The organism is Enterobacter sp. JUb54, from assembly GCF_014298075.1.
GTDB classification, from domain to species: domain Bacteria; phylum Pseudomonadota; class Gammaproteobacteria; order Enterobacterales; family Enterobacteriaceae; genus Klebsiella; species Klebsiella lignicola.
In genome coordinates this window covers 2960153-2974605 of sequence record NZ_CP060418.1, presented here as the reverse complement: position 1 = coordinate 2974605, position 14453 = coordinate 2960153, and the positions used below count along the sequence as shown (strand labels likewise).

Here is a 14453-nt window from a genome sequence, read left to right as displayed (position 1 = left end):
ATGGCTCATTACATTAGCCTGTTTGTGCGCGCCGTGTTTGTTGAGAATATGGCGTTGGCCTTCTTCCTCGGGATGTGTACCTTCCTTGCGGTGTCGAAAAAGGTCTCTACGGCGTTTGGCCTGGGCGTTGCCGTCACGGTGGTGCTGGGGCTGGCGGTGCCGATCAACAATCTGGTCTACAACCTGGTGCTGCGCGACGGCGCGCTGGCGGACGGTGTCGATCTCAGCTTCCTGAACTTTATCACCTTCATCGGCGTTATCGCCGCGCTGGTGCAGATTCTGGAGATGATCCTCGATAAGTATTTCCCGGCGTTGTACAACGCGCTGGGGATCTTCTTACCGCTGATCGCCGTGAACTGCGCCATCTTCGGCGGCGTCTCCTTTATGGTGCAGCGTGACTACAACTTCCCTGAATCCATCGTCTACGGCTTCGGTTCCGGCATCGGCTGGATGCTGGCCATTGTCGCGATGGCGGGCATTCGTGAAAAAATGAAGTACGCAAATGTGCCCGCCGGTCTGCGCGGGTTAGGGATCACCTTTATTACCACGGGTCTGATGGCGCTGGGCTTTATGTCATTCTCCGGTGTGCAGCTATAAGGGCGGAAAGTATGGAAATTATTCTTGGCGTAGTGATGTTCACGCTGATCGTGCTGGTGTTGTCGGGGCTGATCCTGGTGGCGCGATCGAAGCTGGTCAACGCCGGTGATGTGGTCATTGAAATCAACAATGAAGCGGATAAACAGATCCGTACCCCGGCGGGCGATAAGCTGCTGAACACGCTGTCCAGCAACGGCATCTTCGTCTCTTCAGCCTGCGGCGGCGGCGGTTCATGTGGCCAGTGCCGGGTGACGATAAAAGAGGGCGGCGGCGATATCCTGCCTACTGAACTGTCCCACATTACCAAGCGTGAGGCGAAAGAGGGCTGTCGTCTGGCCTGCCAGGTCGCGGTAAAACAAAACATGAAGATCGAGCTGCCGGAAGAGATCTTCGGGGTGAAAAAATGGGAGTGTGAAGTTATCTCGAATGATAACAAAGCAACTTTCATTAAGGAGCTCAAGCTGCGGGTACCGGATGGCGAAGCCGTTCCGTTCCGCGCCGGTGGCTATATCCAGATTGAGTGCCCGTCGCACAAAGTGGCCTACGCGGACTTCGATGTGCCGGACGAGTACCGTTCTGACTGGGATAAATTCAACCTGTTCCGCTACGTTTCCGACGTCAAAGAGCCGACGCTGCGCGCCTACTCCATGGCGAACTACCCGGATGAGAAAGGCATCATTATGCTTAACGTGCGTATCGCCACGCCGCCGCCGAAGGTTCCGGACGCCCCGCCGGGGATTATGTCTTCGTATATCTGGTCGCTGAAAGCCGGTGATAAGGTGACGATTTCCGGGCCGTTTGGCGAGTTCTTTGCCAAAGACACCGACGCTGAAATGGTCTTTATCGGCGGCGGTGCGGGTATGGCGCCGATGCGTTCGCATATTTTCGACCAGCTGAAACGGCTGCACAGTAAGCGTAAAATCAGCTTCTGGTACGGTGCGCGTTCGCTGCGTGAAATGTTCTACGATGACGAGTTTGAACAGTTGGCCCGTGAGAATCCGAACTTCACCTTCCACGTTGCTCTGTCCGACCCGCTGCCGGAAGACAACTGGAACGGCCATACCGGCTTTATTCACAACGTGCTGTATGAAAACTACCTGCGCGATCACCCGGCCCCGGAAGACTGCGAGTTCTATATGTGCGGGCCGCCGGTGATGAATGCCGCGGTGATCAAGATGCTGAAAGATCTTGGCGTTGAGGATGAAAACATCATGCTGGATGACTTTGGAGGTTGATGATGTTGACGGTGTTTGTGGCAACCTTTGTGATTTTCGCGCTGGTGATCCTCGGGATGTCTCTGGGGTATCTGATCAAGCGTAAAAGCATCCAGGGCAGCTGTGGCGGTATCACTGCGCTGGGAATCGAAAAGGTGTGTGATTGCCCTGAGCCGTGCGATGCGCGTAAAAAACGCCTGGCCCGCGAGGCGCAACGCCAGCAAAACCGTATCCTCTAAGCGTCTCTTGCTCCCCTGATGCCCGGCAGCGCATAGCGATGCCGGGCATTTTCTTTATGTCAGCGCGATCCTCGTACACTTCTCATTCACCTCATTTATGCTGTATACTTGTCCAGTGGTAAGTGGGGGCTCACTATGCGTAAAATCATTCATGTCGATATGGACTGCTTCTTTGCGGCGGTCGAGATGCGTGACAACCCGGCGCTACGGGATATCCCGATCGCCATCGGCGGCAGCCGGGTACAGCGCGGCGTTATCAGTACGGCTAACTATCCGGCGCGTAAATTTGGCGTGCGTAGCGCCATGCCTACCGCGATGGCCCTCAAACTGTGCCCGCATCTGACGCTGCTGCCCGGCCGCTTTGATGCCTACAAGGCCGCGTCATCGCATATTCGCGAAATATTCTCACGCTACACCTCGCTGATTGAACCGCTGTCGCTGGATGAAGCCTATCTCGACGTCAGTGACAGCCTTCACTGTCAGGGCTCGGCCACGCTGATGGCCGAAGAGATCCGCCGGACCATTTTCGACGAACTCCAGCTGACCGCCTCCGCCGGGATCGCGCCGGTCAAATTTTTAGCCAAGATTGCCTCCGACATGAATAAGCCCAACGGCCAGTTTGTGATTGCGCCGCATCAGGTCGCAGAATTTGTGCGCACGCTGCCGCTGGCGAAGATCCCCGGAGTGGGGAAGGTCTCGGCCGCGAAGCTGGAAGGCATGGGGTTGCGTACCTGCGAAGATGTCCAGAAAAGCGACCTGGCAATGCTGCTCCAGCGCTTTGGCAAACTTGGTCGTATCCTGTGGGAGCGCAGCCAGGGAATCGACGAGCGCGAGATCAACAATACCCGGCAGCGTAAATCGGTGGGCGTTGAGCGTACCCTGATGGAGGACATTCATGAGTGGGCCGATTGCGAGGCGATCATCGAAAACCTCTACCTGGAGCTGGAACGGCGGCTGGTGAAGGTCAAACCGGACCTGCTGATCGCCCGTCAGGGAGTGAAGCTGAAATTTAATGATTTTCAGCTGACCACCCAGGAACATGTCTGGCCGCGGCTGAACAAAGCCGATCTCATTTCAACGGCCCATAAAGCCTGGCATGAGCGGCGGGGCGGCCGCGGGGTCAGGCTGGTGGGATTACACGTCACGTTGCTCGACCCGCAGCTCGAGCGACAGCTGGTATTAGGATTATAACGATGCTGACGATCAGGCTGTATCAGGAAAACGACTTTGCGGCGCTGTGCGCCCTGTTTCTACGGGCGATTCAACAGGCCGCCAGCGAGGATTATTCCCCACCGCAGATTGCCGCCTGGGCGCAGGTGGATGAGGCGCGCTGGCGGCAAAAAATGGCGCAATCTCAGGTATGGGTGGCGTTGCTTGACCAGCAGCCGGTAGGGTTTATTACCGCCGTGGACCACTATATCGATTTACTGTTCGTTTCCCCGGACCATAGCCGTCAGGGCATTGCCAGCCGGTTACTCGAGACACTTTCTGCGCAGATCCCGTCCGGTACGCTGACGGTGGAGGCGAGCATCACGGCCAAACCGTTTTTTGAGCGTCATGGATTCAGGGTGGTGGAACAGCAGCACGTGGAGGTTCGCGGGGAGACGTTGATCAATTACCGAATGGAGAAGGTGAGGTCGCCCGGATAAACGTTCATCCGGGCGAGGTTGACGCAGGTAAAACTTATTTTGCCGGAATCGCTTTCAGCAGTTCCGTCAGCAGCGTCCAGTACTGGCCCACGCTTTCGATATGCACCTGCTCATCCGGGGAGTGCGGACCGGTAATGGTTGGCCCGATAGAGACCATGTCCATTTCCGGGTACGGTTTTTTGAACAGACCGCATTCCAGCCCCGCGTGGATAATCTGGATGTTCGGGGTTTTGTTAAACAGGCGCTGGTAGGTTTCACGCACCAGATGCATCACCGGTGAGTTAGCATCCGGCTGCCAGCCAGGGTAGGCGCCTTTCGCCTGGGTTTTGGCTCCGGCCAGTTTACCCAGTGAATCCAGCATGCTGACGACATAGTCTTTGCCGCTGTCGATCAGCGAGCGGATCAGGCAGTGGATCTCAACGTTGTCATCGGTCATGGTCACAACACCGACGTTCAGAGAGGTTTCTACCACCCCTTTGGCCACGTCGGAATTACGGATCACGCCGTTTGGCGTGGCGTTCAGCAGACGGACAAAGCCATCGCGGGACGCCGCCGTCAGCGCGGCTTTATCGTTGGTGACCGCATCCAGCAGCAGCACCAGGTTCTTCTCTTTCGCCGCCAGCTCATTTTTCAGGATATCCTGGTAGGTATTCACCAGCGCGGTCAGGTGCTGTACCTGGTCAGCCGCCACGGCGAGGGTGGCGAAAGCTTCACGCGGAATGGCGTTACGCAGCGTACCGCCGTTGAAATCCACCAGGCGCAGGTCCAGTTCTTGTGCATGACCGGCGAGGAAGCGGGCCAGCAGCTTGTTGGCATTGCCCAGACCGACGTGAATTTCACCACCGGAGTGGCCGCCTTTCAGCCCTTTTAAGGTCAGCTTGAAGCTCTGGAAGCCTGCCGGAATCGCTTCACGGGTCAGGGCCAGGTTCGATGTAAAGTCGATACCGCCGGCGCAACCCATATAGATTTCGCCCTCTTCTTCAGAGTCGGTATTGATCAGGATGTCTGCCTGCAGCCAGTTAGCCTGCAGACCGAACGCGCCGTCCATGCCGGCTTCTTCGGTCATGGTCAGCAGTACTTCCAGCGGGCCGTGGACCACGCTGTCATCAGCCAGCACCGCCAGCGCGGACGCCATACCGATGCCGTTATCCGCGCCCAGGGTGGTGCCGCGCGCTTTGACCCACTCGCCGTCGATGTACGGCTGGATAGGATCTTTGGTGAAGTCGTGAACGGTATCGTTGTTTTTCTGCGGCACCATATCGAGGTGCGCCTGCAGGACCACCGGTTTACGGTTTTCCATACCGGCAGTGGCAGCCTTACGAATCAGAATGTTGCCAACCTGGTCGCGTTCTGCGTGTAAGCCTTTTTCTTTTGCCCAGCCCATGATGTGTTCAGCGAGTTGTTCTTCGTGATAGGACGGATGGGGAATGGAGCAGATTTTGGCAAAAATATCCCATAGCGGTTGCGGGGATAATTGAGACAATTCAGACACGATGAGTCTCCTTACGATCGCCTGCAAAAATCTTTTACAGGTCGAGGGTTAGCAATAAAAAGTACAACAAGCGCAGGCTTGCGCAGTGGGGTTGAGAATACCACTTTCCACGGCGACTGGTAGTGTAAACCGCGCAAAAAGCGTCGCGAATGCCGCTTAACACTGGTTTTTAGCGCGTCAGATCTCTATAATCTCGCGCAACCATTTTCCCCCTCGAACATCATTTAAGCCGTATTACACAGGCTGGGACACTTCACATGAGCGAAAAATACGTCGTCACCTGGGACATGTTACAGATTCACGCCCGCAAACTGGCCAATCGTCTGATGCCTTCTGAACAATGGAAAGGGATTATTGCCGTCAGCCGTGGTGGTCTGGTACCAGGCGCATTACTGGCGCGTGAACTGGGTATTCGTCATGTTGATACCGTTTGCATCTCCAGCTACGACCACGACAACCAGCGCGAACTGACCGTTCTGAAACGCGCTGAAGGTGATGGTGAAGGCTTCATCGTTATTGATGACCTGGTTGACACCGGTGGTACTGCTGTCGCCATTCGCGAAATGTATCCAAAAGCTCACTTTGTCACCATTTTCGCTAAACCGGCTGGTCGTCCGCTGGTTGATGATTATGTTGTTGATATTCCGCAGGATACCTGGATTGAACAACCGTGGGATATGGGCGTGGTGTTCGTACCGCCGATCTCTGGTCGTTAATTTCCAAACGAAATGCTAATTACCACGCCCGGTTATGCCGGGCGTGGTTTTTTTTCGCCGTATGCAGGTTACAATGACCAGAGTGGCAACACGATGGAGACTGCACATGTCACAAGCTAACCTTAGTGAAACGCTGTTTAAACCTCGATTCAAACATCCAGAAACTTCTACACTGGTGCGCCGGTTTGCCTCGGGCTCGCAGCAGCCGATCCAGTCCGCACTCGACGGTGCCAACGTTGATCACTGGTATCGTCTGATCAACCGCCTGATGTGGATCTGGCGCGGCGTCACTCCTCAGGAGATCCTCGACGTGCAGGCGCGCATTGTGATGAGCGATGCCGAGCGTACCGATCCCGACCTTTACGATACCGTCGTCGGCTACCGCGGCGGGAACTGGATCTTCGAGTGGGCGAAGCAGGCGATGATTTGGCAGCAGGCCGCCAGTCAGGAGGCCGATCCGCTCCTCAGCGGGCGCCACTGGCTTCATGCGTCGAACCTCTACAGTATTGCTGCCTATCCGCATATTAAAGGTGATGAACTGGCCGAGCAGGCCCAGGCGCTGGCCAATCGCGCTTATGAAGAGGCGGTGCTTCGCCTGCCGGGCGAGATGCGTGAGCTGGAGTTTCCTGTGCCCGGCGGCGCGCCGGTGACCGGCTTCCTGCATATGCCGAAAGGTGAGGGGCCGTATCCGGTGGTTCTGATGTGCGGCGGGCTGGATGCGCTTCAGACCGACTACTACAGCCTGTATGAGAAATATTTTGCGCCACTGGGCATCGCCATGCTGACGCTGGATATGCCTTCGATTGGCTTCTCGTCAAAATGGAAACTGACCCAGGACACCAGCCTGCTACACCAGCATGTGCTGAAGTATCTGCCGAACGTGCCGTGGGTCGATCATACCCGGGTGGCGGCGTTTGGTTTTCGTTTTGGCGCCAACGTCGCCGTCCGCCTGGGCTATCTGGAACCCCAGCGTTTGAAGGCGGTGGCCTGCCTTGGCCCGGTGGTGCACAGCCTGCTGGTGGATCCGCTGCGTCAGGGGCGGGTGCCGGAAATGTATCTGGACGTTCTGGCGTCGCGACTGGGAATGCACGATGCGTCTGATGAGGCGTTGCGCGTTGAGCTGAACCGTTATTCGCTAAAAACCCAGGGACTGCTTGGGCGCCGCTGTCCGACCCCGATGCTGTCCGGCTTCTGGAAAAACGATCCGTTCAGCCCGGAAGAGGAATCGCGTTTAATTACGTCGTCTTCGGCCGATGGCAAACTGCTTGAGATCCCATTCAAGCCCGTTTATCACAATTTCGATCGCGCTCTGCAGCAGATCGCCCGGTGGATCAGTGATAGATTTAGTTAATATATTGCTAAATTTTATTGATTTGGTAAAACAGTTGCATCACTAAAGGAGATCGCAATGACGTTACCAAGTGGACACCTGAAGAGTAAGCTGATTAAGAAATTCACGGCTCTTGGCCCTTATATTCGCGAAGAGCAGTGTGAAGACAACCGCTTCTTTTTCGATTGCCTGGCAGTCTGCGTCAATGTAAAACCGGCGCCGGAGAAACGCGAGTTCTGGGGATGGTGGATGGAGATGGAAGCACAGGCATCGCGCTTCACCTACAGCTATCAGTTTGGCTTGTTCGATAAAGAAGGGGTCTGGCGCCCGGAGGCGATCGACGATCCTGAAGTTAAAGAGAAGCTTGAGAAGACGCTGCTTGATTTCCACGACCGGGCTAAAGCATTACTGGTGACATTCAGCCTGAAGCTGGAAGCCGCCGACGACGTGAGCGAGCCCCTCAGACTCCGTGCCTGACGCGCTAACGGTTACATGAAAAAAATCCACGCTATGTAGCGTGGATTTTTTATGCGTTCGTTACCTGTTTAACGCGCAATCCAGGACGGGTCACACAGGTAAAAAAGCCCCGAAGGGCTTTTGGACGCTATGCTAACAGGACGAATAATTTCAGTAATTCGGCTGCCATGTTTACAGTCGTCTTTTCACCATTAGGAAAATGGAAGATTATTTGGGTTCGTATTCATCCCATTTTGTCTCTTTAAGATGACTGGGAACCAGGTCCGGTCTTTGGACATAAATTTTTGCGCTAATGTTAAGTAGACATGAATATATTTTAGCTATCTCTACGAGCGTAAAGTCTGGATTTAGATCATATTCATGCGTCAATAGGTCAGCAAGGTCTTGCACTTGAGATTCAATGTTTTGAATCCTTTTATGGATAATATCAAGATTTGTATCTTTCATATTCGGTTACCTAATGAGGAAAACGCCTTGAGCCTGGCAATATCTGAAGGCATCATAACATTGATTTTGTTTGACATCACGATATATCCCTTGCCGCGCAGTGCACTGCTGGTATTTTATCTGGCAGTCAACGTTGGGCTTGCGCATGGTTTTTGTTTTTGGTTCATGTGTTGTGCTTTGCTCTGCTGTAACTGTTGTTGCTGAGCATAATATAAGTATTGAAATAATGTATAGTAATTTATTTAACATAGTATATCCCTATGAGTTATCAGTATCTATTATTTGACACTTTAACTTCTTGCGCCTTAATTAGATTATTAAAAAGATATTTTTATTTTTGTTATACAGATCTGATTTTTATTTATTTAGTGTATTGGGTTTGAGTTTGAGTTTGGTTGTTATTTATATGATGAATAAGTTTCTTTTTATTTACCATCATCGGATAGTTTCTGTATTATTGGATTAATGAAGCCTGCAACGTTCCCTGGTGGGGCCGTTTCCACCGCATAAAAAGGCCCAAAGCGTAATGGCAAATAACACGTTTTGGGCTTCAGATACGGCGTTAAACCAGCCTACTTTACAGGCTAATACACATGTATTTGATTTCTAAGTAGTCCTCAATGCCGTATTTCGAACCTTCACGCCCGAGGCCGGAGGCTTTGACTCCGCCAAAGGGGGCCACTTCGTTGGAGATAAGACCGGTGTTGATGCCGACGATCCCATACTCCAGCGCCTCGCCGACGCGGAAGACGCGGCTCAGATCGCGGGCATAGAAATAGGCGGCCAGGCCAAATTCAGTATCGTTGGCCTGATGGATCACTTCCGCTTCGTCTTTGAAGCGGAACAGCGGCGCCAGCGGGCCGAAGGTCTCTTCTTTTGCCACTTTTGCACTGTCGGGAACATCGGCCAGAATGGTTGGCTGGAAAAAGTTACCGCCCAGCGCATGCACTTTGCCACCGGTGATAATCCGGGCGCCTTTTGCAACGGCATCGGCGATATGTTCCTGCACCTTGGCCACCGCTTTCTCATCGATCAGCGGCCCGGTCGTCACCCCGTCCTGCAGGCCGTCGCCAGGCTGCAGCTTGTTCACCGCCTGCTGTAGCTTCTCAGCAAATTGCTCATACACCCCATCCTGCACGTACAGGCGATTGGCGCAGACGCAGGTCTGCCCGGCGTTGCGGAACTTGGAGGCCATTGCGCCTTCGACCGCCTTGTCCAGATCGGCATCATCAAACACGATAAACGGCGCGTTGCCGCCCAGTTCGAGCGAGACTTTTTTAATGTCCTGGGCGCACTGCGCCATAAGCTGACGGCCGATGTCGGTGGAGCCGGTAAACGTCAGTTTACGTACCAGCGGGTTGCCGGTCAGCTCGTTGCCGATGGCGCTGGCGGAGCCGGTCACCACGTTGAACACCCCGTCCGGGATCCCGGCGCGGGTCGCCAGTTCGGCCAGCGCCAGCGCGGAGAAGGGGGTCTGGCTGGCGGGTTTGAGCACCATCGTACAGCCGGCCGCCAGCGCCGGACCGGCTTTGCGGGTGATCATCGCCGCCGGGAAATTCCAGGGGGTGATCGCGGCGGTCACGCCGATCGGCTGCTTGATGACGATCAGGCGTTTATCCGCCTGATGGCCGGGAATGGTATCGCCGTAGATCCGTTTGCCCTCTTCGGCAAACCATTCGATAAAGGAGGCGGCATAAGCAATTTCGCCTTTGGCTTCCGCCAGCGGTTTACCCTGCTCCAGCGTCATCAGCCGTGCCAGATCGTCCTGGTTCGCCATGATTAAATCGAACCAGCGGCGCAGGATCGTCGCGCGCTCTTTGGCGGTGAGCTGGCGCCAGGCGGGAAGGGCGCGACTGGCGGCAAGGATGGCGTCGCGGGTCTCCTCGGTCGCCATTTTCGGGACTGAACCCAACGTTTCGCCATTGGCGGGGTTCGTTACGGTAATCACATCGCCGCTGGTGGCATCTCGCCACTCTCCATTGATAAAGGCCTGTTGGCGAAACAAATCCTGGTCATTCAATTGCATGATGATGTCCTGTTTCAGTGCGTTTAACGGGAAAGGGAGTGGGGTCGTCTGTCACTCCCTTCTCTGTTAAGTGTAGACGCCTGAGCCAGGCATTAACGGCATTTATGAATCCTGCTCATAGTCCTTATCCTGGTTGTGGGGATTATCCCCCGTTATCTCCGGGTTACTATAATTCAGAAACACATTCCTGACAGGAATGTCAGAAAAATGTCAGCCAGATGACGGGTGTGAAACGTTAACATTGCTTGTGTTCTCGGGCTGGACTCAACGAGAGGGAATAAGATGCGCTTGTTATTAGTTGAAGATGAAGAAAAAACATCGAGTTACCTCAATCGCGCACTGGGTGAGTCAGGCTTTACGGTTGATGTCTCCACGGATGGCGCGGAAGGTCTGCATTACGCACTAGAATTTGATTATGACGCGATCATCCTCGACGTCATGCTGCCCGGCATGGACGGCTATCGGGTGCTGGAAGGCATTCGGGCCAGTAAACAGACGCCGGTACTGATGCTTTCCGCCCGCGGCGCCGTCGACGAGCGGGTTAAAGGACTGCGGCTGGGAGCGGATGATTATCTCCCCAAACCGTTTTCGCTGATTGAGCTGGTGGCCCGCATTCAGGCGCTGGTACGCCGGCGTGCCACAGATGGCGCCGATATTACGCAGTTGCACATTCACGATTTGCAGCTCGATCTGCTGGCCCGCCGGGTATTTCGTGCCGGAGTCCGGCTGGAGCTGACGGCGAAGGAGTTCACTTTGCTGAGCCTGCTGGCGCGCCATCAGGGCGAGATTTTATCCAAAATGATGATTGCCGAGCAGGTCTGGGATATGAATTTCGACAGCGATGCCAACGTGGTGGAAGTGGCCATCAAGCGGCTGCGCGCCAAGGTCGATGCGCCGTTCGACGTCAAACTGCTGCATACCGTTCGCGGCATGGGGTATGTCCTTGAAGTCAGGGCAGAACCACAGAGTTAAGCACAGGAGTTAAGCATGTCCAGGCGTTCTATCTCCGTCCATATGGCGTTGATGTTTGCGTTATCCGCCTTACTGATTGTCGTGGCCATCGGCATTTTGCTGAGAAGTTCGCTGCACGACTCTTTGCGACGGCAGATGCATAACGAGCTGCATTTTCGCGAGTCGCTGATGAGCCCGTGGATCACTGCGCGAACGTCGGCGGACGGCTGGTCGACGCTGGCCAGTAAATTTACCGTGCTCGCCAGTTCGGAAGGTGAGCGGGTACGTTACTGGATCGTCAGCGATAATCCCCGTTTTAGCGTGGGCGGCACGCCGCCGGTCGGGGTGCAGTGGGCGTCGCTGCAAGAGGGCTTCAACACCGTGCCCGGGGCGACGGAAAACGCCTGTTCATTATCCCTGCTGGTGAAAACCATTCCTGCCAACGGCGAACGGCCCGCTCTGCGCTTCGTCGTCGCTATCGATTCCACGCGTTATATGGGCACCCTCAATGCCTTTACCCATACGCTGCTGATCATCACCGTGTTGGGGGTGCTGATTGTCGCCGGGCTGGGCTATGCAGCTTGCCGAATTGGCCTGCGACCGGTGGGCGCGTTGAGCCATCAGGCGCGGCATCTGGTGCCGGGAGATCATGGTCAACGCCTGGATACCGAAACATTACCGGTAGAGCTCCAGCCGCTGGCCTCATCCTTTAATGGCGTGCTTGAGCGCCAGGAAATTGCCTGGCGGCAGCTCGAAAGTTTTAATGCCGATGTGGCCCACGAATTGCGCACGCCGCTGACCAATCTGATCGGTCAGACCCAGCTGGGGCTGTCGCGGCGGCGTTCGCCTGAAGAGCTGGAGGAGCTGCTGGGATCCAACCTGGAGGAGCTTGAACGTATGGCCTCCATCGTCAACGACATGCTGTTTTTGTCGCACGCTCATGCGGGGGAACATGCCTCGCAGCTGACCCGCGTCTCCCTGCGTGAAGAGACGCTGAAAACCGCAGAGTATGTCGAACCTTCATTTGCTGAAAAGCAGCTTTCGCTGGAGGTTGAAGGCGAGGCCATTGCCCATATAGACCGCCGCCTGTTCCACCGTTCGCTGGCGAATTTGCTGGAGAACAGCGCCCGACATTCGCCGCCGCACGGTACGGTGACCGTCAGGCTCAGCGAACAGGACAACCGGGCCTGCGTGGCGGTATCGAACCCCGGCGAACAGATCGCGCCCGGGCATTTGCATCGCCTGTTTGAGCGTTTTTACCGGGTGGATTCTTCACGGGCGAAAAGCGATACCCATCACGGCCTTGGGTTGTCTATCGTGCGGGCGGTCGCGATTATGCATCACGGGGACGTGTTTGCCCGCAGCGAAGGGGGCATCAATACCTTTGGGATCACCTTTGCGATGTTGCCGAACCCTGACGCCGCGCGAAACCGCGTGCCCTATTCGAATATCGCCGCGGTGCCGGACCCGGCCGACACCATTGCCCGGCATACCTCTGCCTGATCACTGGCAGGGCATTGAGCTGCTACGGCAGCAGCTCGAAGGTGATCGATATTAACGTGGTGGGGCTGATCGCCTCAGGCGGCGGGTTATACAGGGAACCCGCCTGACCATACAGTGTGACCGTGCCGCCTTTAAAGCCGGACGACAGGATTTTATCCATCAGCGGATCGGTCTGTTTGTCATACATCATGCTGGAGTTCATGGTGTTTAATATCGGCGTGCCGTCCAGTTTCTTCTCCAGAATATTCATGGACAGCGATTCGTCGAGCTTATATTTCTCTTTTCCTTTCTTATCTACCACAAAATAGACGCCGTTCGGCAAAATTTCGTATTTTTTATTCTTTATTTTCGCCATGATTTTATTGTCGATATCAACAAACTTTGCCGACATATGGTCGTTCAGGGCGTTGACGGTTTTTTCAATCTCACTCTCTTTTATTTTCAGTTTTTGCTGGTAAGCATCGTTAAATCCGGAGACCAATGCCGCTGGGGCGAGCTTCATCCCGTTGTCGGTCATTTTTTCCATTGCCGATAAGGCCTGGGTCAGATAGAAAACCCCTAACGCATAGGCGTTTTTATTGTTTTTATCTGCAAGGTTGAGTTTGTCGTCTTTTACCGCCACTCGGTCGAGGGCTGACTGTAACGTCTTATTTTTATCGGTTAATGCGGCAACCGCAGCCTCGTGTTTTTTCTGCGTGGCTTCGGCGGCGGCCGTCAGCTGCGTATTCTTGTTCGTTAACGCGGCAAGGGCGCTTTTCTGCTCGCTATCACTCTGCGCTCCCTGAGTTTTCAGCGCAGTGATTTGCGCATTCAGAGTGCGGGCGCTCTCTTCGAGCTTTTTCTGTGCGGCTTCAGCGGCGGCCGCCAGCTGCGCATTTTTTTTGTTCAGCGCATTCAGGCTTGCGCTCTGGTCAACGTCAGGCGCCGTGTTTCGCGCTTCCAGCGCGGCGATCTGCGCCGTCAGCGTGCGGGTGGTCTCGTCACGCGTTTTCTCTGCCGCTTTGACCGCGGCACTCAGCTCCGCATTCTGCTTGCGCAGGGCCGCAATCGTGTTATCTGCTTTATTATTCTGGTTGGCGGCCTTTCTGACGACCGCTGGCTTCTGAGGGGCCTGTTTGCTGGTAGTACTGCCGTCATCCGGGCGCTGCTGGCCCGCGGACGATTCTGCCTTCCCGTTATCTGAGGGCGGCGGATGCTGGATCTCGAGTTTCGAAATATTATCGAGGAAGTCTTCCCCCGCAGAATGCGCAGGGGGTAAAACAAAAAGGGTTGAGAGCACAACGGCGATCGTCAGCGGGCGACGCGGGTATGTTTTCACTATCCCCGGATGGTGGATCATCTGGCGATCCCGTCATTGAGATCGGCTTTTTTAGCCCGGCTTTCAAACTCTTTTATTAGCTTCTGCGAAATGCTATTACATTTATCGTTGATCTTGTATTCAAACAGCGGGGTGATGGTTGATTTCACGCTGGCCGACGTTTGCCCTGAGACTGAAGCATAGAATTTCGCATCGTTAATTAAACCATACAGCTCACTGGAGTCTTTCTGGAATTTTTTATCTAACTTAACCAATGCATCGGCATCCTGGATACCCTGCTGCAGGGCGGGTAATTGGGCCGGTTGTTCTTTTTGCGTGGCAGGCGTGTTGATTAACGCACAGTCTGTTTTTTTTATATTGGCACAGCCCTGTAATACCCCCACGGAAATACAAACTAACGCCAACAGGTTATTCCTTGTCATGATTCCCACCATAATAAATACTATTTGATAAGTTATATTTATCGACACTAGCAGAAAGAATTTTAACTCACA

Annotated in this window: 14 protein-coding genes; 10 read left to right on the top strand and 4 right to left on the bottom strand. The window is 54.6% G+C overall.

The window, feature by feature from the left end:
* From nqrE to HF679_RS13680, 5 genes are all read left to right on the top strand, one after another.
* Positions 1 to 597: an NADH:ubiquinone reductase (Na(+)-transporting) subunit E gene (nqrE, locus tag HF679_RS13700; RefSeq protein ID WP_123755565.1), complete on the top strand. Its 597-nt coding sequence runs from the start codon at positions 1 to 3 to the stop codon at positions 595 to 597.
* An 11-nt stretch (positions 598 to 608) separates the two neighbouring features.
* A complete protein-coding gene (gene nqrF / locus HF679_RS13695) occupies positions 609 to 1832 on the top strand; it encodes an NADH:ubiquinone reductase (Na(+)-transporting) subunit F (protein WP_123755566.1) in 1224 nt (407 codons plus the stop codon).
* A gap of 2 nt (positions 1833 to 1834) precedes the next feature.
* Entirely contained in the window at positions 1835 to 2050 is a 216-nt protein-coding gene (gene nqrM / locus HF679_RS13690; RefSeq protein ID WP_174510492.1) for a (Na+)-NQR maturation NqrM, read from the top strand.
* Positions 2051 to 2185: 135 nt separating this feature from the next.
* On the top strand, positions 2186 to 3241 hold the full coding sequence (gene dinB, locus HF679_RS13685) for a DNA polymerase IV (RefSeq protein WP_187042131.1): 1056 nt from the start codon (positions 2186 to 2188) through the stop codon (positions 3239 to 3241).
* 2 nt (positions 3242 to 3243) lie between these two features.
* On the top strand, positions 3244 to 3699 hold the full coding sequence (locus tag HF679_RS13680; RefSeq protein ID WP_154143574.1) for a GNAT family N-acetyltransferase: 456 nt from the start codon (positions 3244 to 3246) through the stop codon (positions 3697 to 3699).
* A 34-nt stretch (positions 3700 to 3733) separates the two neighbouring features.
* Here HF679_RS13680 and pepD read toward each other — a convergent pair whose 3' ends face one another.
* Positions 3734 to 5191, bottom strand: coding sequence for a cytosol nonspecific dipeptidase (gene pepD, locus HF679_RS13675; protein ID WP_123755570.1), 1458 nt, complete (start codon positions 5189 to 5191; stop codon positions 3734 to 3736).
* Between the two features lie 257 nt (positions 5192 to 5448).
* Between pepD and gpt the strand changes: the two genes are divergently transcribed.
* The 3 genes from gpt to crl all read left to right on the top strand — a co-directional run bounded on the left by gpt (position 5449) and on the right by crl (position 7714).
* On the top strand, positions 5449 to 5907 hold the full coding sequence (gene gpt / locus HF679_RS13670) for a xanthine phosphoribosyltransferase (RefSeq protein ID WP_004858267.1): 459 nt from the start codon (positions 5449 to 5451) through the stop codon (positions 5905 to 5907).
* Positions 5908 to 6013: 106 nt separating this feature from the next.
* Entirely contained in the window at positions 6014 to 7258 is a 1245-nt protein-coding gene (gene frsA, locus HF679_RS13665) for an esterase FrsA (protein ID WP_123755571.1), read from the top strand.
* Positions 7259 to 7315: 57 nt separating this feature from the next.
* On the top strand, positions 7316 to 7714 hold the full coding sequence (crl, locus tag HF679_RS13660) for a sigma factor-binding protein Crl (protein ID WP_123755572.1): 399 nt from the start codon (positions 7316 to 7318) through the stop codon (positions 7712 to 7714).
* A 1024-nt stretch (positions 7715 to 8738) separates the two neighbouring features.
* On the opposite strand, the gene gabD is transcribed toward crl, so the two are convergent.
* The gene (gabD, locus tag HF679_RS13655; RefSeq protein ID WP_123755574.1) at positions 8739 to 10187 is read right to left on the bottom strand and encodes an NADP-dependent succinate-semialdehyde dehydrogenase; all 1449 of its coding nucleotides are present in this window, start codon (positions 10185 to 10187) and stop codon (positions 8739 to 8741) included.
* Positions 10188 to 10469: 282 nt separating this feature from the next.
* On the opposite strand from gabD, the gene HF679_RS13650 reads away from it, so the two are divergent.
* Both HF679_RS13650 and HF679_RS13645 read left to right on the top strand, forming a co-directional pair.
* On the top strand, positions 10470 to 11159 hold the full coding sequence (locus tag HF679_RS13650; RefSeq protein ID WP_123755580.1) for a heavy metal response regulator transcription factor: 690 nt from the start codon (positions 10470 to 10472) through the stop codon (positions 11157 to 11159).
* A 15-nt stretch (positions 11160 to 11174) separates the two neighbouring features.
* Positions 11175 to 12641, top strand: a complete 1467-nt coding sequence (locus HF679_RS13645) for a heavy metal sensor histidine kinase (protein ID WP_123755581.1) — start codon at positions 11175 to 11177, stop codon at positions 12639 to 12641.
* Between the two features lie 22 nt (positions 12642 to 12663).
* On the opposite strand, the gene HF679_RS13640 is transcribed toward HF679_RS13645, so the two are convergent.
* A complete protein-coding gene (locus tag HF679_RS13640) occupies positions 12664 to 13980 on the bottom strand; it encodes an FKBP-type peptidyl-prolyl cis-trans isomerase N-terminal domain-containing protein (RefSeq protein ID WP_123755582.1) in 1317 nt (438 codons plus the stop codon).
* A complete protein-coding gene (locus HF679_RS13635; protein WP_187042130.1) occupies positions 13977 to 14381 on the bottom strand; it encodes a hypothetical protein in 405 nt (134 codons plus the stop codon). The genes HF679_RS13640 and HF679_RS13635 overlap by 4 nt, the downstream gene beginning before the upstream one ends.
* Positions 14382 to 14453: the final 72 nt, after the last annotated feature.